The organism is Erysipelotrichaceae bacterium 66202529 (assembly GCA_017161075.1).
Classification (GTDB): domain Bacteria; phylum Bacillota_I; class Bacilli_A; order Erysipelotrichales; family Erysipelotrichaceae; genus Clostridium_AQ.
The window spans coordinates 3,538,175-3,558,446 of record CP046174.1 but is presented as its reverse complement, the minus strand read 5'-3'; the positions used below and the strand labels follow the sequence as shown (position 1 = coordinate 3,558,446).

Genomic DNA, 20,272 nt, shown 5'->3' with positions numbered 1-20,272 from the left:
AAAAGAGAGGAGTTTTTCTATGTTAGCGGAAACTGCAGTAAAATATTATCAGATGGGATACAACTGTGCCGAAAGCATCATTCGTGCAGGCAATGAGGTATATGATCTCGGACTACATGATAAAGATATGGTAATGACAGCGGCTTTTGGCGGAGGCTTTCAGATTGGAGATGTATGCGGTGCTTTAAGCGGTGCAGCCTGTGTAATTTCCAGTCGCTATGTGGAAACAAAGGCGCATGACTGTGATTTTATCCGGCCTCTGACACAGAAGCTGGTTATTGCCTTCCAGAATAAAATGGGCTCCCGTTTATGTGCAAAAATCAAACCGGTATATCACAGCAAAGAAAAGAAATGTGAGCATACGGTGGAAACCGCAGCAGCGGTTTTGGAGGAAGTTATTCAGGAATGGGATGAGGAGGCAAAGGAAAAGCAGAAGGTCTAATGATCGCTTTGTGATCTGTCATCGCGTTATCTACGCTATACAGGCATCAGCTCCTGGAAAACAATAGATAAGGATGTAAAGGCAATCCAATACAGGATGCTTCCTATCCCTGGTATTCGTGCTTTCTTTTATGTAAAAAAAATACCGGAACGTATTTGCTGTCTGTATACCGGAGTAGTTTTGAATATCCGTGATGCCGCTTTGCATATCGCTGGTATTTTTTCAGCTTTTTGCATATCCTATACATAGGAGATGATAGTGATGAAGGAAGGCACATTGGTTTATTATATCGATGAAGGACAGATTCATGACGGGCATGTCATAGATGTGGAAACAACATCCGACGGCTTTGTTTTTCATATTGACAGCTATGGGGAATGTGGCGGCTTCTGCCGTATTGATTGTGCGCAGATCAACCGTACAGTGTTCACAACGTACGAGGATGCCGTAAAGCATCTGTATAAACAGTAAAAAAGAGCAGAAGCACAGGAATGCTACTGCCGGAATAGGAAACTTAAAATTTAAGAGACTTCAAAATCGATTGCATAGCTCAAGGGATTTGGAGGTCTTTTTTTCATTACACCCAAAGATGTGAAGGATTTCATAGTACAGGATAGCTCTAAAAATGCAGATATTCGCAAATTTACGTAATTTTCATATACTTTGTTTTTATATATTGCAGGAAGGAAAGCCAGCCGCCTTTAGTAGGATACAGCCTCATCCTTTTGCGGATACAGCCATGCAAGAAGATCGGATATAAGCACATCCCTTCCTTTGGCCGTCTTATAAAAGGCCGCAAGCTCCGGATTATCCGTTACGATTCCATCAATATCCATTGACAGCAGGCGCTGCAATTCCTTATCCCTGTTTACCGTCCATACAAAGACCTGTTTATTCTGCTGATGCAGAGCACGCAGCATACTTTTATTTACAAAGGTGGATTCAATGCTGTAGATATCCACATAAGGAAGCTCATAGTAGTTACCATAAGCTACCGGCGCGATATATACGGTCTGAAAGGACGGATCAATTTCTTTCACACGCTGCAAAATTTCCAAATCCATAGAGGCAATCACACACTGCTTTTGAAATTTATATTTCTGTAGAAGTGCGACAGTATCCTCTACGAGATTTTTTTCATGCCCGTTTTTCTTTAACTCGATCATCAGCTTTATATTGCCATCTGCTTTCCTGATCATGTCCTCCAGTCTTGGCAATCGCGTGTTTCTGTACGCATAGGAAAAATAGCTTCCAGCATCATAGGTATCGATTTCGCTGCTGTCTACATCCCAGATATTTTTATTTACGCCCGCTGTTCTCTTGAAATTTACATCATGCATAACATACAGCTTTTTATCCCGTGACTGCTGCACATCAATTTCCGCATAATCCGCTTTTGCCTGAATCGCATAGGCAAGAGCAGGAAGTGTATTTTCCGGGGTAAAGGTTGTTCCCGCACGATGGGCTGCAATGGCAACCGGCTTCTCTGCAAGCTGAAGCCGCTCATAGACATTTCCCTGATAATCAAAGTAAATCCCTAAGAGCAGAGCAGTCAGGATAAGCTCTCCTGTTCCAAGCAGAATCTGCTTCCAGGAAATTGTTCTTTTTCTTGCCTCGCCTCGTGTTTCCTGATACCCGCAGATGCTTTTGAAATTATACAGCATGACAAAGAGTCCGATACTGAACAGAATGATTGGGTACAGAAAATCAGCGTATTGTCTCCATTGCATATAGTTAAGGAGAAAGGCTGTCCTATTGGAGGCGGTATTTTCCTTATCGGCAAAAAGGACAAGCAGGGCTATTGCGAACGCATATACCAGAAGAAGGAAGATTCCCACCACTGCCATCATAATCAGATTTTGAAGCAACAGTCTGCATTTTCGTTTTTTCAACAGCAGCCGGCACTCCTGAAAGGCAGTACGAAAGCTTTTATCCTGCAATAGAAAGACGGCAATCACATGCAGCATATAAAATGCCAGAAGGTTGATAAGCAGCAGCGCTAAGAGGTAGGCGGCGTAATACTTTGTACCTGCTTCCCGAAGAAAATCTATGAAATACTCCGGTATCCGGATACCGGAAAGTGATGAGGGCTTCAGTAACAGCACAGAGAAGGGAAGCAGACACAGAATCGTTAAAAGAATGGACCAGTTTTTTGGATGCAGCGTGCGCCGTACCTGCTGCAGACAGGTAATAAGGAGCCCAGGCAGGGTAAAGACTTGCTTATTCCATGCATGCTCATAATAAAAAACGAGAAATATAATTTCATAAAATACATAAAGTCCCAGCAGGAGCAGTACCAGAACAACAGTCAGGATGGAGAAGGGCCGTTGGATCCAGGAAAAAAGCACCTGCATATTCAAATATTGCAGACCGCTGAAGTCCAGGCTCTTACGGATGAGCAGCTGAAAGAAAGGCAGCAGCACCAGTCCACCAAATAGCTTATAAACAATTTCAAAGGCCAGCAGTCTTTTCCAGTCCCACAGGCAGTCATTCCGGATGTTTCTTAATGTTTGAAGACAGGATTTCATAGTTACCTCCATTCTTATATATCTAACATACAGGCATACCGCTTGTATAAACACTGTTTTCCAGCTTCCTTTTTCCTATGAAACAAGCCACTTTCATATGCTTCTCCTATTGGAATTGCTCCGGGTATTGCTGACTGGAAAGATGCATTCATACCCGCAGCCATACGCAAGGAGGATTGGCTTTTACAATGCTATAGGGAACACGGCCTTATATAAATAACATGAGCAAGCGTATGCAAAGCGCATAGGGAACACGGTCTAATCGGTAAGGATAACAGCTGCCATTTATAAGCATGGAGAATACGTAAACCCTTATATATTCCAATTGGATTATCAAAAGGCTATGCAGAGGAGCCCATTTGGTATGGGAGCTGCTGTCCCTGCAGCCTGCTGTTAACGTTTTTATGCGAATAGAGCATTCCCGTGATAGATCATCGCATCTAAAATCATGTTCTATTGTTTATTCAGGCTGTCTTTGCTTTAATTCCTTCATCATTTCCGCAAATGGAAAAAGCAGATTGCTGAGTCTGCAAAGCTGTGCGGACAGTGTATATTTTTTTTGCAGAGAAAGATCCTTTCCCTCCATAAACGCTGTGATATCCGTATTACTCACACCAAACGTCGAGGCAAGAAAGGAAAGGGGAAGCCGGTATGTATGCAGCAGTACATCCAGGATGGCTCTTACGATATCATCATTTTCCACATGAATGAGCGGAAGTGTGGAGAACCCTGTAAGAAAGGCATGAAGCAGAATATTCTCCTGCTCCGTATGATCCCCTTCACAGGCACTGATTCCCATGGCTTCCAGCAATGCTTCCATATCAATTCCCAGCTTTTCCTGCGCCAGCTGCACATCGTCAAATAAGTCCATAACACACCTCCATGTACCAAACGTATCTTTATTCAGTATACACCGTAATGCATCATCATACACAAGGATATCTTTTTGTATGCATGCTACCTACAGTTTAACGCAGCGATTTCCATATGGGAAGAATAAAATATGATCAGTTTTGTAATAGTTTGCCATAGGGATGCATGTCTTTTCCTTTTGAAGCAGCTGCCGCAATGGTTTGCCTGTGTGTTTTATGATAAAATGATAAGTATCCAAGTGAAGCCCTGCGCTGATACAAGTTGGATACAAAAATCAGATATAATAGAAAGTATGAGAGGTGATAAAATGCGTCTGCTGATCATTGAAGACGAGCGTCCGATTGCGGAGGTTATGATGCTGAATTTGAAGCGAATCGGCTATCAGTGCGACTATGCCATGGACGGGGAACAGGGAGCCCGCATGGTTGAGAAGCAGAGCTATGACCTGATTCTGCTGGATATCATGCTTCCGAAAATCAACGGATATGTGCTGATGGAATATCTTTCTGAGCTGGAAATACCGGTAATTTTTATAACGGCAAAGGGAAGCGTTCAAGAACGGGTCAAGGGACTGCGTATGGGGGCGGATGATTATCTGGTAAAGCCGTTTGCCATAGATGAGCTTCTGGCAAGGGTAGATAACGTATTGCGCCGCTATCATAAAAGCATGCAGGAAATTCACGTACTGGATGTCACGATTCATACGGCGACCCGTGTTGTCAAGAAAAAGGGTACGGTGATTCCGTTAACCAAAAAGGAATTTGATCTTCTGCTGTATCTGGTACAAAATAAAAATATCGCACTGTACCGGGATACGATGTATGAAAAGCTGTGGCATGAGGAGGATTATGAGCAGACAAGAACGCTGGATCTGCATATACAGCGTCTGCGCAAAAAGCTGAACTGGCACAGCGTTATCCAGACTGTTTATAAAATCGGGTATATGCTGGAGGTGCCGGATGAAATTCAGTGATAAGCTTACGCTGAGCAGTACAGCAGTGATTGCTATTATTTTCTCGATTGGCGCCACCTTCATGATGACACAAAATCATGAGCATCTTTTACAGTCCTATATCACCCGCAATATGCAGACGCATGATTTGGAATCCTTTACGCTGGAATCCAAGCTGACACAAGATGCGACGGTGAATCTTACGACCTATGGAAGTGATGAGAAAGCAATGAAAACCCGCGCTATTTATTATATCCAACAGATTTCCAATCATATGAAGCAGCCGCAGACCGTGTATGCTTTGCTGGATCAAGAGGGCAGGGTACTGTATGCGACAGGACAGCAGGCTTTTTTTGAACAGCATTCCCTGAAAAAGCCGCAGTCATACCGGATACAGAATTATGCTGGTTCTCATATGATGCTGGTAAGCAGCAGGATCACGGCAGGAAAATTCACTTATTTACTGGAAAGCGGGTATGATATCACATCCTGCTATGAGGAGCGTGACCGGCAGTTTCAGACCTTTTTTCTGACGCTGCTCTGTGTTTTACTGTTGTCGTTTTTATTACTGAAAAGACTTTCCATCTATCTCAGCAGGCCGATTTTAAGACTGCATGAGGCAAGCCGGCATATCGCTTTGGGAAATTATAAGGAGCGTACCAATATACAGAGCGATGATGAAATCGGAGAGCTGAGCCGCAGCTTTGATGAGATGGCAAAGGCTACAGAGCAGACGATTCACAAGCTGGAGGTGAGCCTTGCACAGCGTGAAGATTTTATGAGTAATTTTGCCCATGAAATCAAAACGCCAATGACAGCGATTCTCGGCTTTGCGGATACCCTTCGTACCTACGACTGCGATATCGAAACAAGGAAGAAATGCGCCGATTATATTTATACAGAGGGAAAGCGTCTGGAAACCTTATCCTATACCCTGATGGATTTGCTGTCCCTCAGCGGAAGGGAAATACAGCTGCAGCCGGTATCCATGCGTTCCGTAATAAAGCAGCTAAAGCAGTATTATGAGGCGGTTCCCAACACCTGCACACTGGACTTTCAATGTCCTGACAGCTTCGTATATTCCAAAGAGGAGCTGTTGTTCACTATGCTGCGCAACCTGATCGATAATGCAATCAAGGCTTCTCCGCCAACTGCAACGGTTTTCATTTGTGGAGCACTGTGTGATGAAGGATATCGCATAACGGTCAGGGATGATGGAATCGGTATGCGTGAGGAGGATATCGAACAGGCTTTACAGCCGTTTTATATGGCAGATAAGTCAAGGGCACGCAAGCAGGGAGGCGCTGGACTGGGGCTGAGTATTGTGAAGCGCATCTGTGATCTGCATGGCAGTCCGCTTCAAATTGCAAGCAAGCCGCAGGAAGGATGCAGTGTGACATTTCTGCTGGAGGTGATCAGTGATGAAAACTAGAACGGCCGTGCTGCTGTGCTTGGGAATCTGCTGCCTGAGTGTATTGCTGCCTCTGGGCATTTTCCGGCTGCAGGATGGGATGGCGGCTGATAAAAATGTAAGCTGGACTTCCTCCACGGAGGATATTGCCGGAAGGTATCCAGTAGTGGCCAGCGTTTATGCAAACTTCTATCAAAAATTGGACAATCCGATATATGAGAGCTATAACTTATCGGATATAGCTGCATATCCAAAGAAACAACAGACACAGATGAAGGAAATGCAGGATACATTCAGCAGGGAGTTGAATACGCTGGTGAAGGAGGAGGTGCTTCCCCGTACATGGCTGGAGCTGAAGAAGGAAGAAGCCTTTGCGGTGAAGTTTGGAACATTGTCACATTCGAGTGGGAAAAATGGGATTTGGCAGTTGAATCAGGTATACCGGATCAACAGCGATATGGATACGATGGGGGAGTTTACCCTGGATAAACAAACAGGCAGGCTTTTAAATATTCATTTTTTCAAGGATCACACAGAGGTGTATGGGGAGGAAAGACGTAAGGAGCTGGCCTGGAATATGATCCGTTATCTCGGATTGGATTCCATTCACGATTGGACTTATACGAAATATGGCTATGAATCCTACGAGGCAAAGGTACAGGTTTATTGCGATGTGGAGAAAAACGGAGTGACCACGCATTTCAGTATGGGAATCGCACCGCTGGGACAGCATACGCATAATTCTTTGGTTTCCTTTTTGGGATAATGAAAACGCTGATGCAGGTTAGCGTTTTTTTCTGTTTCACTGAGGTGTTTAAAGCCATGTGTTTCATAAACTACGCAGACCGTTATTTTCTATCGTAAGCCGTTGCTTTGAAAAACAAAAATGAATAGTTCATATGCTATAATTACATTATATCAATCAGGCGAGGAGGAATAGATATGCGGATCATCATCTGTGAAGATGCTAAGGAAGATCAGACATTGCTTATCTCTCACTGCCTTCATTTTCAAAGAGAACGACAAATTCAACTGGAAACAATTGTTTATCAAAATGCCGGACAGATGCTTGCGGATGAGGCTGCCATACATGCGGATGCATTGTTTCTTGATATTTATATGGAAGGAACCACGGGGGTTAAGGCCGCAAAAATCATGAGGAGCAAGGGATATGCGGGAGCGATAGTTTTTGCTACAAACAGTATGCAGCACTATGCAGAGGGCTATGAGGTAGAAGCTATTCACTATCTGATTAAGCCGGTTACCTATCCTGCATTTGCAGAAGCAATGCGTAGAATACTGGCACTGTATAAGGCTGCTGTTCGTATGATTACGGTGAATTATGGTAAACAGCAATTACATATTCCTGTGGATAGTATTCATTATGCTGAGGTCTATGATCATAAAACAATTCTGCATACAGGTAACGGGGACCTTGTGATTTCCCAATCACTATCTGCTCTTGAAAATATTCTTGGAGGACATCCCTTTCTCAGATGCTATCGCTGTTACATTATTCATATGGATTATGTGGAGAAGATGAAGAACACGGTATTTCTAATGAAGGATGGCAGTGAAATTCCAATAGCAAGAGATAAACGCGGGGAATTAAAAAAGCAATATGTATCCTATATATTTCAAAGAATGGAGGAATCATGATGCAGGCTGTGATTAGTGCGTTTTTTGTGGCTTTCTTTCAGGCGGCGGGAACAGCTGTAATTTGCTATTTCACTGTTCGGCATCAAGTACGATATCCAAAAAGGCGTATCGTATGTATTATTTTGCTACTGACAGTTGGATATGCTGCTGCTTTTTCCATTCTGGAAACGACTGTGTTTGCTTCCTTACATGACGCTTTGAAGATGCTTCTTAATTTGCTTTTTTTATTATCCAGCTTTTTATATATGAAGCATGTAGTAAGGGATGGCTGGCCTTGCCTTGTATTTTTACTTTTTATGGCAGTGAATACATTTGCCGTATGCCAGTCTGTTACTTTTCTGCTTTACTATCTGCTGTTTCCAAGCTGGAATTCCGGCCCGTATATTTATGAAGATATTTTATTTTTTGCAGCGCCGATTATCGTATTGACACCGTACTTTCTTTACATCATCAAACGGCTTTACAGCCGGCTGGAGGAAATTGAACAGTCACAGTTAAAAAATATTTTTACAGTCCCTCTGATATTTGCAGTTTTATTTATAATGGCTGTAAATCTGTTTCCTGCTTCTCTGATTGGAGAAGCTTCATCCAATGCAGTGCAAATTATTATAACAGCATGTGCCTTTATAACATATTCACAGATGAGCCATACGGTTGTGAATGCAGCAAACGCTGCACGGGAGCGTGAAAAGTTTGAACAGGTGAATACCCAATTGGAGCTGCAGGCAGCACGTATGGAGGAAATGAGTGCACACGCGGATGAGCTAAAGCGGATTCGCCATGATGAAAGGCAGCATCTTGCAGCCTTGAAAGGTATTCTGGTACAGGGGAGTATGCAGGAAGCGCTGTCCTATCTGCAGGAATACGAAGCAAAGATTCAGGAAAGAATCCAGCCGCCTCTATGCGAGCATTTTGTTGTAAATGCATTGTGTCAGCAGTATCTTACACTATCCAGACAAGCGAATATACAGACGGATATTGATATTGTACTGCCTGCCTGTGTGGGAATTTCCAATAGTGACTTGTCTGTATTACTGGGAAATCTATGGGAAAATGCGATTGCGGCAGCTTCCTTTTTGGCAGAAGAAAAACGATATATCCATTTAAAAATAAAAAAAGAAGAGTGCAGAGTTATGATTCGCATGGACAACAGCTTCCAAGGCGTTATATATGAGGAAAACGGGCATTTTATCTCAACCAAACGGAGTGATAATAGAGTGGAGGGAATCGGAATCAGGAGTATAAAAGCAATTGCAGAGCGCTATGACGGCATGGCGGTTTTTACACATACTTCGGAATTATTTACTGCATCTATATTGTTATATCTCAATGCAGCAGATACAAAGTGAAGCCATTTATGCTTTGTTTTACAGGGAGAAGGATGAGGTGATATGCAATGCATTTTCTGCTCATGTTTCAGTATCACAATAAGGAAGGAGGAAGCATCTTTTTCATGGAAGCAAGTAATTCGTTATGAAATTTTAGGATTCATTCACAAAATCATACCTTAGGAGATAGTATGAAAAACATGAAAAAAGCCTTTAAAAATTATAAAAAAAGGCATTCCAGCAAGGAAAACCATATGTCTATATAGGTATAAATTTTGAAACAGAGAAGGAGAGAAACCGTTATGAACAGTAAAAAGAAGACCGTTGCAGTCGCAATGGCAACCGCATTGGGAGTAAGTGGGATGATGAGCCCTGTTGCAGTCTATGCACAAGAAAAATTAGTCAACGGGCAGAAGCGGATAGAAGAAAGCCAAATAAAGCAGAATGCCAGTCAGCAACCAATCACCATAGATAATGGGGGTACACCAATAAGCGGCGACATTAACATCAATGAAACAAATTTCCCGGACAAGGAGTTCAGAGACTGGATTAAAACCCATATAATAGGTGCAGATAACGATGTTTTGACACCGGATGAAATCAGCAATATTACAAGAATTGATGTAAGTAATGAAAGTGAAATCAAAAATCTAAAGGGTATTGAACATTTTACTGCTTTGAAAGGATTATATTGCCACAACACAGGCATCACGACACTGGATGTCAGCAAAAATGTACTGTTGACAGAGTTGTTTTGCGGCGGCACAGGCATCATAACACTGGATGTCAGCAACAATAAAAAGTTGATATATTTGAATTGCGACGATACAGGCATCACGACACTGGATGTCAGCAACAATGAACAGTTGATATATTTGTCTTGCTACAGCACAGGCATCACGACACTGGATGTCAGGAAAAATGATCAATTGACAGAATTGTATTGCTCCCACACAGGCATCACGACACTGGATGTCAGCAACAATAAACAGTTGACACTGTTGTATTGCTACAACACAGGCATCACGACACTGGATGTCAGCAACAATAAACAGTTGACAGAGTTGATTTGCTACAACACAGGCATCACAACACTGGATATCAGTAAAAATAAACAGTTGACAGAGTTGGATTGCAACAACACAAGCATCACGACACTGAATGTCCGCAACAATGAACAGTTGACAAAGTTGATTTGCGACCACACAGGCATCACGACACTGAATGTCCGCAACAATGAACAGTTGACAAAGTTGATTTGCGACCACACGGGCATCACGACACTGGATATCAGTAAAAATAAACAGTTGACACTGTTGTATTGCTACAACACAGGCATCACAACAATGGATGTCAGCAACAATGAACAGTTGACATATTTGGCTTGCTACAACACAGGCATCACGACACTAGATGTCAGCAACAATAAACAGTTGACACTGTTGTATTGCTACAACACAGGCATCACGACACTAGATGTCAGCAACAATAAACAGTTGATAGACTTGTATTGTACCAACACACCTTTAGCTTTCCTGAAACTGGGAAGTTTGAACGCATCCAATACATTTATCGTTCCATCTTCAACAACAGCCAGTCTGACGGTGGCAAGCGCTTCTTTTGATATAACGCAGGCATTTGCGGGAATCGATACCACTAAAATATCAAATATACAGGGTGCAGAATTAGATGGCAATACTGTGAAAGGGTATTCGGTGGGAACACCTATCACCTATACCTATAACTGCGGTACAAATAATGGCATTCCTGTCAAATTAGATGTGACTTTGAATTTATCAATATCAAAAAAAAGCAGTACGATTGCAATCACAGGCAGTCTTGATACGACTTACACCGGAAAACCAATAGAAAAGCCTACCATCAGTAAAACAGGCAGTACAGGTGATGTTACCTTTGCTTATCAGGTGAAGAATGGTGATACATGGGAAACGTACAATGATACACCAATCAATGCAGGAATATATCGTGTAACAGCACATCTTACAGAGGATGACTTTTACAAGGATGCAGAGACAACTAAAGAATATACAATATCGCCAAAGGACATTAAGGACGGCAACATCACAGTCTCAAATATAAGCAATGACAGTGATGTCGAAAAGCTGATAGTCAAGGATGATGACAAAGTGCTTGTGAAAGGCACTGACTATGATGTGGAGACGAAAATGGATGGCAGCAAGACGACTGTCACCATCACATTTAAAGGCAATTATGTGGGAACGATTGAAAAGAATTATACCGTCAAGCAAGAGCAGAAACCACAGGATAAGCCAAAAGATACAGGAAGTGTAAAGACAAGTGACAGCACGCAGACGGGCTTACTTGCAATGCTTAGTATGATGTCTGCTGGATGTATCGCTTTACTTGCAGGAAAGAAACGAAAGAAGAATATGAAAGAAGATGAAACCACGCCACTGTAAATACGGAATGCAGATGTACATAATATGAAGAAAGCCTGCTGAATCTGGCAGAGCTTTTTTCATTTAAAGATATGCCTGAATAGCACTATACAAGGTAGTCAGCTTTTTTATATCCTCAATTTAACCTGTTGTTTCGTATGACTAAAATACTTTTTAATGAGCATGCAATAGAGCTTTCCGTAGGATAACTGAGTAGAAAAATATTTGAAACAGATTGCATATGTACGGTTCACGTTGTATTCATACGGATTACGTGTGATGTGTGGCAAGTGGTCTGTTTATCTGTAATAATCAAAGATATATCCAGTGCTGAAAGGATCAGAGGGAGGCTATATCTTATGAAAAAAGTTATATTGCGTACCGGAATCTGTTTTGTTTTACTGCTCACTCTTTTTATTTCATCCGGTATCTTATCAGTGAAGGCAGAAGCATCACATCAGACTAGAACGACCACACTTGATTTGTCAGCAGCTGCAGATTCTGTAAAGAATGCTACGGAGGGCTGGGAATGGGTGGATAATAAAGACGATACTTATACGCTTATACTGAGTGATTTCACTTTGGAAACAAGCGATTCCGAGGGAATCATACTGCCGCGTGATCATGATGTCCGTATCATTCTTCAGGGACAAAATACAGTTACCTGCGCTACAACAGGATTGTTGGAGAACTGGGTCAGCCTTGGTCCTGGCAGATATAAGACAAAAACTATAGAGGGAAAAGGAAGTCTTGTCCTGCATGTACCTAACGGTATCAATATTGACAGGCTAATCATCAATAGCGGAACGTTAAAGGTTTATGCAGATAACGCATTCTTAGGCGGTTTAACAACCAATGAAGCATATATTCAAAATGGCGGTAATGTATACGTCAGCAGTACGGCTCTTGGTTCCGACGGGCTCTACTTGGTTGGAGAGATGCAACTGCATGACGGTTCCTTGCATATTGAAGCAAAGAATGGCATTGGTATTTTTACGGATGATGCAAGCAGCGTCTATAATGGCATTCTCATAGACGGGGGATCGCTGTTTATTGAAGCTAAACGTGGTATTTATCGCAATAGGAGAATGAATGTAGATGCTGCCTTGATGCTGTCAAACGCAGATATTTCTATACATGCTACGGATACAGCGTTTATAAACAAGGAAGGGGAAATACATATTCATGATATAACATCGTGGGATGTTACAGCACCAACACTATTTGGAGGTAAGTATTCTCTTACTCTTGATTTGGCAGATTACCAGGAGATTGATGAACAATTATCGAAGGTTCACATGCTGCAGGAATCGCTTTATACATCGGCATCCTGGAAGGCATTGCAGGATAGTGTGAATCGTGTAACAAGAGACAAGTATTTCTTTGAACAGCAAAAGGTTGATGCCATGCTGCAGGATATCAAAACGCATATGGATCAGCTTGTGTATCTTCCTGCCAATTATAAAAAAATCATGGAGGCGTTACAGAGAATACCGTCAGATAAGGAAATCGAAGCTTATACGGATACATCACGTATGGAAGTTTATAACCTCGTTTCTTCAATACCATGGGATAAAAATATTACAGAGCAAAGCAGCCTAGACAGCTATGCCGCAAGGCTGAATGCAGCTATTGATCATCTAACTCTGAAACCAAAGCCTGAACAGGTAAAATTGCAGCTGCTTGGGGGAGCTCATCAGAGAATACGACAGGGAGAAGCAGCAGTTTTTCAAACGAATGGCAGCGTGCCGGATATAGTAAAGGTGACGATAAATGGCCGGGAGCTACCTGCTCCTTATTACCGTGTGAATTATACGCAAACGCTAAGCTTGTCATTGCAGCCGGAGTATACAAAACAATTGCAGCCGGGACTATATTCAATCAGTATCCAACTTGACAGGGAAAATATAGAAACAGATTTTACTGTGCTTTCCGTATCTGAAAGAGGTACAGGACATGAAGAGATATCAAAGCTAAAGCATCCAGCTTCGATAAATACAGGAGATACCACCAATACGGTTCTATGGCTGGGAATTATCATCCTGGCAGTACTGCTGATGAAAGGGATAAACAAATACAAATATAAATAATGCATAGGCAATGCAGGAATCGCAGAATATCAATACCTACACATAAATGAGGCAGAAAGCGGTGTATGGAATCAGACTTCTACCGGCTTTCAGGTACAAGTGGCATTGCTGGAAAAAAGAAGGAAAGCTCTCAATCACATTTATGGAGCTTACCTTTTTCTTTCATTTTTTATCATTGCAGTATTTATGGAACAGCAGAAACGCTCATAATATTGAAACTGAACGCGGGAAGCCTGCGTTTTTTTCTTCCGCATCCCGTTCCCTTAGATACAAGCGTGATACAAGCACATGGTAGAGTAGCTATAAGGAGATGATAGCATGAAAAAACGATATATCCTGTTTTGCTGTATCGCACTGCTGACAGGCTGCAGCAGGGAAGCATCCACACAGCAGCCAGAGACCAAAAAAGCACAACCGGCTGTCAGTACGAAGGAGCCGCTGCAGATTAAGAAATGGATACTGCGCTCTCCCAGTCAGGGAGACGGCAATGAACAGGGCTTTTACCGGATCAAAAGTACGGATAATGGAAAGGGGGATATATACTCCAATCTGTTATATACCGATTATCAAAGCAGAAAGGAGATTTATCTGTGCGATAAACCGGAATGCAGACACAATAATGCATCCTGCACCTCCTATTATCCTGGCTTGGATGCAGTTACACAGCTTATCGTCCACAAAAAGCATATTTATCTGATTGCAAATGAGGATTTCAGACGCAATGAACAGCAGGAGTATGTGAGTGTGCCTCCGCGTATCATACAAATGGATCTGGATGGAAAGCATCAAAGAGAGCTTATGAAGCTGCCAGCCGGTTTCAGCTTCAGCTATGAGGATATGGCTGTCGCAGATGATATGCTGTATATCCCGGTAGAGAAAACAGAAAATGTGAGCACAGACAGTGACAGTATAAACACCGCTGCAGTTCAGGTGATACGTGAAAAGCAGCTTTATGCCATCCGTCTGGATAGCGGGAAATACAAGGCGGTAGTGAATTTGAAGAATAAACAAATCATTGGAAGCATGGGGGGGCGTGAGCTTGTTGTCAACGCTTACCATTATAAAACCGATCCTAAAAAGCTTCTCGATCAGGGGGATTTTGCGGGCTATGAGGCTGTAACACAACAGGCGGATATCACCTATGAGCGTATCTCAGTTGATACCGGAAGGGTTATCAAAAGCCATGAGGCGGATGCGGAGCTGCTGGGGATATTTGCTTATGACAGCGTATATTATACGGATGATACCGGCTGTCTGAAACAATTAGATATGAAAACAGGAAGGGTGAAGAAGCTGAAGCAGCTGGATGCTTCCTCCGTAAATCTGATGTATGCGGATGAACAGCAGCTGTTTCTATACATCAATGAAAAGGAATATATCTATTCCCTGAAAGAGAAGACGCTGCTTCCACACACATTGAAGCTACCGGATACGCAGGAGCCGATTCGTCTGCTGGGAGAAACCAGTACCATGTATTATGTAATATATGCCCAGACGGGAAAGGTAAAACGGACATGGGCAGGTACAGATCAATATGAGGCAGCCAGCTATTCCTACGGTCTTATCAAAAAAGAGGATTACTGGAAGAATAAGGCATCGTTTCTTCCGGTTGAGACTTTGAAGGGAGTGCTGTAGGATGTTGGAAATCAGAAATGTTAGTAAGTCCTATCAGAATAAAAAGGTACTGCATAGCCTTCATATAAAGCTTTCCCATGGTATATATGCACTGCTTGGGCCCAATGGGGCAGGGAAGTCAACCCTGATGAATATTTTATGCAATCAGCTAACCTATGAAGAAGGGGAGGTTCTTTATAACGGGCAGGCGATTGGAACATTGAAGAAGGAATATTATCGCAGACTTGGCTATGCTCCTCAGCAGCAGGGGCTGTATGATGAATTTAGCGGTGAACGTTTTTTGACCTATATGGCGCTGTTGAAGGATATCGATAAAAAGAGGATACCACAGGAGGTGGAGCGGGTGGCTGCTTTGGTGAATATGCAGCCGCATCTCAAGCAGCGCTGCGCTACATATTCCGGAGGGATGAAGCAGCGGCTTCTGGTGGCACAGGCACTTCTTGGAGAACCGGAAATCTTGTTATTTGATGAGCCGACGGCTGGTCTTGATCCCAAAGAGCGGGTTTCTTTGCGCCATGTATTTGAAGCGCTGAAAGAACAGCACACGCTGCTGATAGCCACGCATGTGGTAAGTGATGTGGAAACGATTGCGGATGAGGTAATCTTTCTGAAGCAGGGACATTTGATTGCCCAGGGAGGTGTCAAGGAGCTGCTGTTGCGGAATCCGGACATAGATTCTCTGGAGAAGCTGTATCTGAAAATATTTCAGGAGGAGCAAAAGGAATGAGGTCACTGCTTGTCATGGAGCTGTACAAGCTCTGGAGAAATAAGCGCTTTTTACTGCTTCTCGGTATCCTGCTGCTATGTAATATCGGGTTTCTTTCGTATGAGACCTGGGGACAGGGTGAGGTACCGGTACAGGCATACCGTAAACTTTCTGCTCAGCTTCACACCATGGATCCTACACAGCGCTACACCTTTATACAGAAGCATCAGGCACAGGTGGAGCTGGCAGAGGTAAAGGCTTTACTTGTACAGCTGCGCAAACAGCATACTCCAGAAGCTGAAATACGAATAGAAGCGCTGCAGGAGCAGTATCCGGACAGCAGGAAGGGGAGCGAAAATCCGTTTCTGTATACCGGAGCTCTGGAAGCAGAAACAGCCTTCATGGAATCGGTTAAGACACAGGCTGATATCGTAAAGGAATATCCTGCCTTTTTGAACGAAATTCAACAAAAGGCCGCCACGATTTCCTCAATTTCTATCTTCTCTGAGCAGGATGGCTTCTCCAGCCGCAATATTCAAAAAAGCAGTGCTGATTATGCGGCTATGAAGTCGGTACAAATTGATTTCCAGCTGGAGGATGGCTTGCTTCGGGCGGTATCCTCTCCGGTTACCGCTATGCTTGTATTGCTTAGTATATTGTTGTATTCCACTATGGTACTCATGCAGGAAAAGGAACAAAAGCTGCTTCCTATGGTTTATGGTACCGTGCGCGGTGCTTCCTCCCTCTTACATGCGAAAACAGCCGCAATCATACTTTCCTCTCTTGTGATACCGGTTTTATTTTATGGTGGCAATCTTCTGCTTATGGGGATTGCTTACGGCCCTGTAAAGGGAGCTGCCTCCATACAGTCCCTCGCCTCCTTTCAACAGTCCTCCCTTCCACTTTCCATATGGGAGCTATTGCTTTTATTCCTGCTGCTTAAAATTTGCATTTGTGTGATAGCTGCGCAGGCAATGCAGGCGTTTTGTCTGCTGTTTCAGCATAAAATTACATGCTATGTATGTATCTTAGGATGTGTGATACTGGCAATGCTTATGCATAATTTTATATCCCCAGTTGGCACCTTCCGTGTCCTGCACTATATCAATCCGGTACAGCTGTTTCAGGTCATTCCACTGCTGCAGACGTATGTGAATTTCAATTTTTTCCAGCATCCAGTCTCTTTGCTTCCTGTTTATCTGGGAACGCTGCTTCTGCTGTTAATTGCGCTGTATGCTGTCTTGCATATTCTGGTGAATAGACCGTTAAGGGTACGCAGTTTTCCTCAGCCTTTGCAAGGACTGCGGTTCCTGCATCTGCCAGTCAGCCGGAAGCTATGGCTGCAGGAATGCTATAAATTTTTCTGGGTTCAAAAAATTTGGATCATATGCCTGGTGTTTGCGGGACTGCAGCTGTACAGCTATTCCCATACGCAGCAATATACAAGTACACATGAACGCCTATGGATTTCTTATCTGCAGAAGCTGCAGGGGCTTTTAACTGCGGATAAGGAGGCATTCCTTCAAAAGGAGAAGAAATATTATGAGGGTCTGCATGAGCAGGAGGCACAGCTGCTGCAGCGGCTGCATGAAAAGGATATCAGCATGGAACAGTATCGCCGTTTGATGGAGCCGATCTCTAATGTGCTGCAAAAGGAAGAAGCCTTTCAGGAGGTGCTGCAGGAATATGCATATATAAAGCAGGATCCATCACGGCAGTTTGTTATTCCGTTCGGTTACCGCCGTCAGTTTTTTTCACCGGATGTATGGATACTGCCGATCGCTCTTTTATTGTTTTTGATAAGCATATCGAATCTGCATACGATTGAGTATCGCAATCAGCGACATATTCTGCTGCAGGCCAGTGTTCATGGCGGAAGGTCTATGGCGCACAGAAAGCATTTGCTGGCATTGCTGTGCGGTATGCTTCTGCTTGCTACAGCGCTTCTGCCACAGCTGCTGCGGAATATGGAAATGTATGGTCTGCCCTGCGGAGATGCTTCCATCACATCTCTGCGTGAATTTGCACATCTTCCAGCCTGGATCAGTCTTTCGATGTTTATGGCAGGCTCCGCATTGATAAAGGTAAGTGCACTGCTCCCTGTCATTTTATTAAGTCATGCAATAGCTGTAAAAGGACAACGGCAGCTGATTACCCTTCTGTTATCCGTACTGCTGTTTCTTGTACCCCTGATAATATCTGCTGCCGGAATACATTTGCTGGATGGTGTGAGTCTGTATCCGCTGCTGTATAATGAAGGCTGTATGACATCCGTATCCGGTATGTGGAATCTGCTTTTTTCAATACTTGGATATGGAGCATTGTCAGCTATTTGTTATCGTATAGCATCACGTTAACAATTATTTGTGATAAAAAGGCTTCCTGTTTTTGTTGGAAGCCCTTTTGTATGCGATTTAGGTGTTGGCTGTGATATCATCCAGACGCTTAACAGATAGTGTCACAGTAACACCAGTGCTTAAAGACAGTGTTAAGGCTGCCAGTGCACTTACCGCCATATCCAGAAGATCACCTGCTGAAAGATTTTCAATAACACTTCCGGAATATATGGATTCGGTGGCAACTGCCAGCAGGTGCTGTTCCTCTGTGCTTGGAATGATTGTCCCATTGCGTCGAACAGAGAGTGTAACAGAGGCACCGACCGATGCGGAAGCGTTAAACATATAATTGATTTCGTAGACACCGCTTTCCTGAATTTGCAAAGCATTTACAGGGGAAAGATCCACATTGGATGCAGGCATATCCACTGCAAGAGGCAGTTGTTCCTGTGATCCGATCAAAAGATTCAGTGTTTGTGCTGTATCGTTATATTTGCCACCGTATGCGAGCAAACCACCACCGCCGCCCGGCCCGGTATCTCCGCGTGGAATCGTGAAGGTAAGCTCAATGCCGTCTGCGGTTTCTGTAGATGCTACATCGGCATCTGTGCCCGGCTCGGATGTGACAGTCGGCCCGATGGTGACAACAGGTGTTGCTCCGGTCGGCCCCGTTGGCCCTGTTTCTCCGGTTTCTCCCGTTGGCCCTATTTCACCCTGCGGCCCGGTATCTCCGCGTGGAATCGTAAAGGTAAGTTCAACGCCGTCTGCGGTTTCTGTAGATGCTACATCGGCATCTGTACCTGGCTCGGATGTGACAGTCGGCCCAATGGTGACAACAGGTGTTGCTCCGGTCGGGCCGGTTTCCCCCGTAGCTCCCATGGCACCTGTTGGTCCTGTATCGCCACGAAGTCCAGTGGCTCCAGTGACCCCGGTAGGCCCCGTAGGTCCCGGTTCTCCAGTAGGCCCAGTAGCTCCGGTATTACCCCGAAGTCCGGTTTCTCCGGTAGGCCCCGTAGGCCCTGTTTCACCTGTATCGCCTTTCGCTCCGGTTGGTCCGGTTGCGCCAGTTTCACCCGTAGGCCCGGTGGCACCTGTCATTCCGGTAGCCCCGGTTTCACCAGTTGGCCCCGTAGGCCCGGTATCTCCTACACCTGGGCCTGTCGGCCCTGTTGGCCCGGTAGCTCCGGTATCTCCGCGTGGGATTACAAAATCTAAAATGTGATTTGATCCTCCACTGTCATGAACCTGTGCGGGCGTACCTGGCTCTGCCGTCGTTGTGGAACGAATCGTTATCGTATCGCCTGTACCGGTAGCGCCGGTTGCCCCTGTTGCTCCTGTATTTCCTGTAGCCCCGGTTGCTCCATCAGCACCAGCCGGCCCTTGCGGCCCTCTGAATCCGCGCGGCCCGCGTGGCCCTGGAGGACAACAGCAAGGATTTTCTTCCGCTTCACAGGATAAAGAGCAGCAATCGTCACAGCAGCTTGTTTCATAATCATAATCTTCATAATGCATATCGTTCACCTCATTTTCTGATACGTTACAGTATATGGGAAACCGGCGGCAGTGTATTGGCAATATCCCAGGATTTAACGATTATTTTTTCCTATGGTTGAATAAGGCTGAATGCTTCGATACTGTGGAACGATCATAATACCGCTTAGCTTTGAATCTGATAGCTTCTGCCTTTATATACGATCAGACTGCATTTATAAGGCATTAGCGGATAGTCAGTGCAGCGTAAGGGGAGAGAAACAGCTTCTATTTATGATAGTGATAAAAACACTGCTGTTATGCCTGAGATACTGTATCAAGCACAATGCCTCATGATTTTCGGATATCATAATTTTTTATTTCAAGGAAAATATAGCATTGAGAAATGACAATATAGTAGT

15 protein-coding genes are annotated in these 20,272 nt (G+C 43.8%); 12 read left to right on the top strand and 3 right to left on the bottom strand.

All coding sequences use genetic code 11. The annotated features are described in order from the left end of the window. Positions 1-19: 19 nt before the first annotated feature. Positions 20-442, top strand: coding sequence for a hypothetical protein (locus GKZ87_16790; GenBank protein ID QSI27025.1), 423 nt, complete (start codon positions 20-22; stop codon positions 440-442). Between the two features lie 261 nt (positions 443-703). Continuing rightward, positions 704-913 carry a hypothetical protein gene (locus GKZ87_16785; GenBank protein QSI27024.1) on the top strand — a complete coding sequence of 70 codons (210 nt, stop codon included), beginning with the start codon at positions 704-706 and terminating at the stop codon, positions 911-913. 230 nt (positions 914-1,143) lie between these two features. Here the strand turns inward: GKZ87_16785 and GKZ87_16780 are convergent, their stop codons facing one another. Both GKZ87_16780 and GKZ87_16775 read right to left on the bottom strand, forming a co-directional pair. Beyond that, positions 1,144-2,982 (bottom strand): hypothetical protein, encoded by a 1,839-nt coding sequence (locus tag GKZ87_16780; GenBank protein QSI27023.1) that lies wholly within the window; start codon positions 2,980-2,982, stop codon positions 1,144-1,146. Between the two features lie 448 nt (positions 2,983-3,430). After that, positions 3,431-3,841, bottom strand: coding sequence for an XRE family transcriptional regulator (locus GKZ87_16775; protein QSI27022.1), 411 nt, complete (start codon positions 3,839-3,841; stop codon positions 3,431-3,433). Between the two features lie 309 nt (positions 3,842-4,150). On the opposite strand from GKZ87_16775, the gene GKZ87_16770 reads away from it, so the two are divergent. The 10 genes from GKZ87_16770 to GKZ87_16725 all read left to right on the top strand — a co-directional run bounded on the left by GKZ87_16770 (position 4,151) and on the right by GKZ87_16725 (position 18,401). Further along, positions 4,151-4,816 (top strand): response regulator, encoded by a 666-nt coding sequence (locus GKZ87_16770; protein ID QSI28000.1) that lies wholly within the window; start codon positions 4,151-4,153, stop codon positions 4,814-4,816. Next, entirely contained in the window at positions 4,803-6,227 is a 1,425-nt protein-coding gene (locus GKZ87_16765; protein QSI27021.1) for a HAMP domain-containing protein, read from the top strand. The genes GKZ87_16770 and GKZ87_16765 overlap by 14 nt, the downstream gene beginning before the upstream one ends. Beyond that, complete coding sequence (locus GKZ87_16760) at positions 6,217-6,972, top strand: hypothetical protein (GenBank protein QSI27020.1); 756 nt, start codon at positions 6,217-6,219, stop codon at positions 6,970-6,972. Before GKZ87_16765 ends, GKZ87_16760 begins: the two co-directional genes overlap by 11 nt. A 176-nt stretch (positions 6,973-7,148) precedes the next feature. Then, positions 7,149-7,865: a response regulator gene (locus GKZ87_16755; protein QSI27019.1), complete on the top strand. Its 717-nt coding sequence runs from the start codon at positions 7,149-7,151 to the stop codon at positions 7,863-7,865. Then, a complete protein-coding gene (locus tag GKZ87_16750; GenBank protein QSI27018.1) occupies positions 7,862-9,214 on the top strand; it encodes a GHKL domain-containing protein in 1,353 nt (450 codons plus the stop codon). The genes GKZ87_16755 and GKZ87_16750 overlap by 4 nt, the downstream gene beginning before the upstream one ends. A 281-nt stretch (positions 9,215-9,495) precedes the next feature. Continuing rightward, positions 9,496-11,634 (top strand): hypothetical protein, encoded by a 2,139-nt coding sequence (locus tag GKZ87_16745; protein ID QSI27017.1) that lies wholly within the window; start codon positions 9,496-9,498, stop codon positions 11,632-11,634. A gap of 461 nt (positions 11,635-12,095) precedes the next feature. After that, entirely contained in the window at positions 12,096-13,703 is a 1,608-nt protein-coding gene (locus tag GKZ87_16740) for a carbohydrate-binding domain-containing protein (protein ID QSI27999.1), read from the top strand. A gap of 318 nt (positions 13,704-14,021) precedes the next feature. Beyond that, positions 14,022-15,338: a hypothetical protein gene (locus GKZ87_16735; GenBank protein QSI27016.1), complete on the top strand. Its 1,317-nt coding sequence runs from the start codon at positions 14,022-14,024 to the stop codon at positions 15,336-15,338. A gap of 1 nt (position 15,339) precedes the next feature. Beyond that, complete coding sequence (locus GKZ87_16730) at positions 15,340-16,065, top strand: ATP-binding cassette domain-containing protein (protein ID QSI27015.1); 726 nt, start codon at positions 15,340-15,342, stop codon at positions 16,063-16,065. Beyond that, positions 16,062-18,401, top strand: coding sequence for a hypothetical protein (locus tag GKZ87_16725; GenBank protein QSI27014.1), 2,340 nt, complete (start codon positions 16,062-16,064; stop codon positions 18,399-18,401). The genes GKZ87_16730 and GKZ87_16725 overlap by 4 nt, the downstream gene beginning before the upstream one ends. Before the next feature lie 57 nt (positions 18,402-18,458). Here the strand turns inward: GKZ87_16725 and GKZ87_16720 are convergent, their stop codons facing one another. Beyond that, the gene (locus GKZ87_16720) at positions 18,459-19,892 is read right to left on the bottom strand and encodes a collagen-like protein (GenBank protein ID QSI27013.1); all 1,434 of its coding nucleotides are present in this window, start codon (positions 19,890-19,892) and stop codon (positions 18,459-18,461) included. Between the last annotated feature and the right edge of the window lie 380 nt (positions 19,893-20,272).

Coding starts and splice junctions, on each gene's coding strand:
- GKZ87_16735 (QSI27016.1), top strand. CDS start 14,022: ATGAAAAAACGATATATCCTGTTTTGCTGTATCGCACTGCTGACAGGC.
- GKZ87_16765 (QSI27021.1), top strand. CDS start 4,803: ATGAAATTCAGTGATAAGCTTACGCTGAGCAGTACAGCAGTGATTGCT.
- GKZ87_16745 (QSI27017.1), top strand. CDS start 9,496: ATGAACAGTAAAAAGAAGACCGTTGCAGTCGCAATGGCAACCGCATTG.
- GKZ87_16780 (QSI27023.1), bottom strand. CDS start 2,982: ATGGAGGTAACTATGAAATCCTGTCTTCAAACATTAAGAAACATCCGG.
- GKZ87_16790 (QSI27025.1), top strand. CDS start 20: ATGTTAGCGGAAACTGCAGTAAAATATTATCAGATGGGATACAACTGT.
- GKZ87_16785 (QSI27024.1), top strand. CDS start 704: ATGAAGGAAGGCACATTGGTTTATTATATCGATGAAGGACAGATTCAT.
- GKZ87_16730 (QSI27015.1), top strand. CDS start 15,340: ATGTTGGAAATCAGAAATGTTAGTAAGTCCTATCAGAATAAAAAGGTA.
- GKZ87_16725 (QSI27014.1), top strand. CDS start 16,062: ATGAGGTCACTGCTTGTCATGGAGCTGTACAAGCTCTGGAGAAATAAG.
- GKZ87_16775 (QSI27022.1), bottom strand. CDS start 3,841: ATGGACTTATTTGACGATGTGCAGCTGGCGCAGGAAAAGCTGGGAATT.
- GKZ87_16755 (QSI27019.1), top strand. CDS start 7,149: ATGCGGATCATCATCTGTGAAGATGCTAAGGAAGATCAGACATTGCTT.
- GKZ87_16750 (QSI27018.1), top strand. CDS start 7,862: ATGATGCAGGCTGTGATTAGTGCGTTTTTTGTGGCTTTCTTTCAGGCG.
- GKZ87_16720 (QSI27013.1), bottom strand. CDS start 19,892: ATGCATTATGAAGATTATGATTATGAAACAAGCTGCTGTGACGATTGC.
- GKZ87_16770 (QSI28000.1), top strand. CDS start 4,151: ATGCGTCTGCTGATCATTGAAGACGAGCGTCCGATTGCGGAGGTTATG.
- GKZ87_16760 (QSI27020.1), top strand. CDS start 6,217: ATGAAAACTAGAACGGCCGTGCTGCTGTGCTTGGGAATCTGCTGCCTG.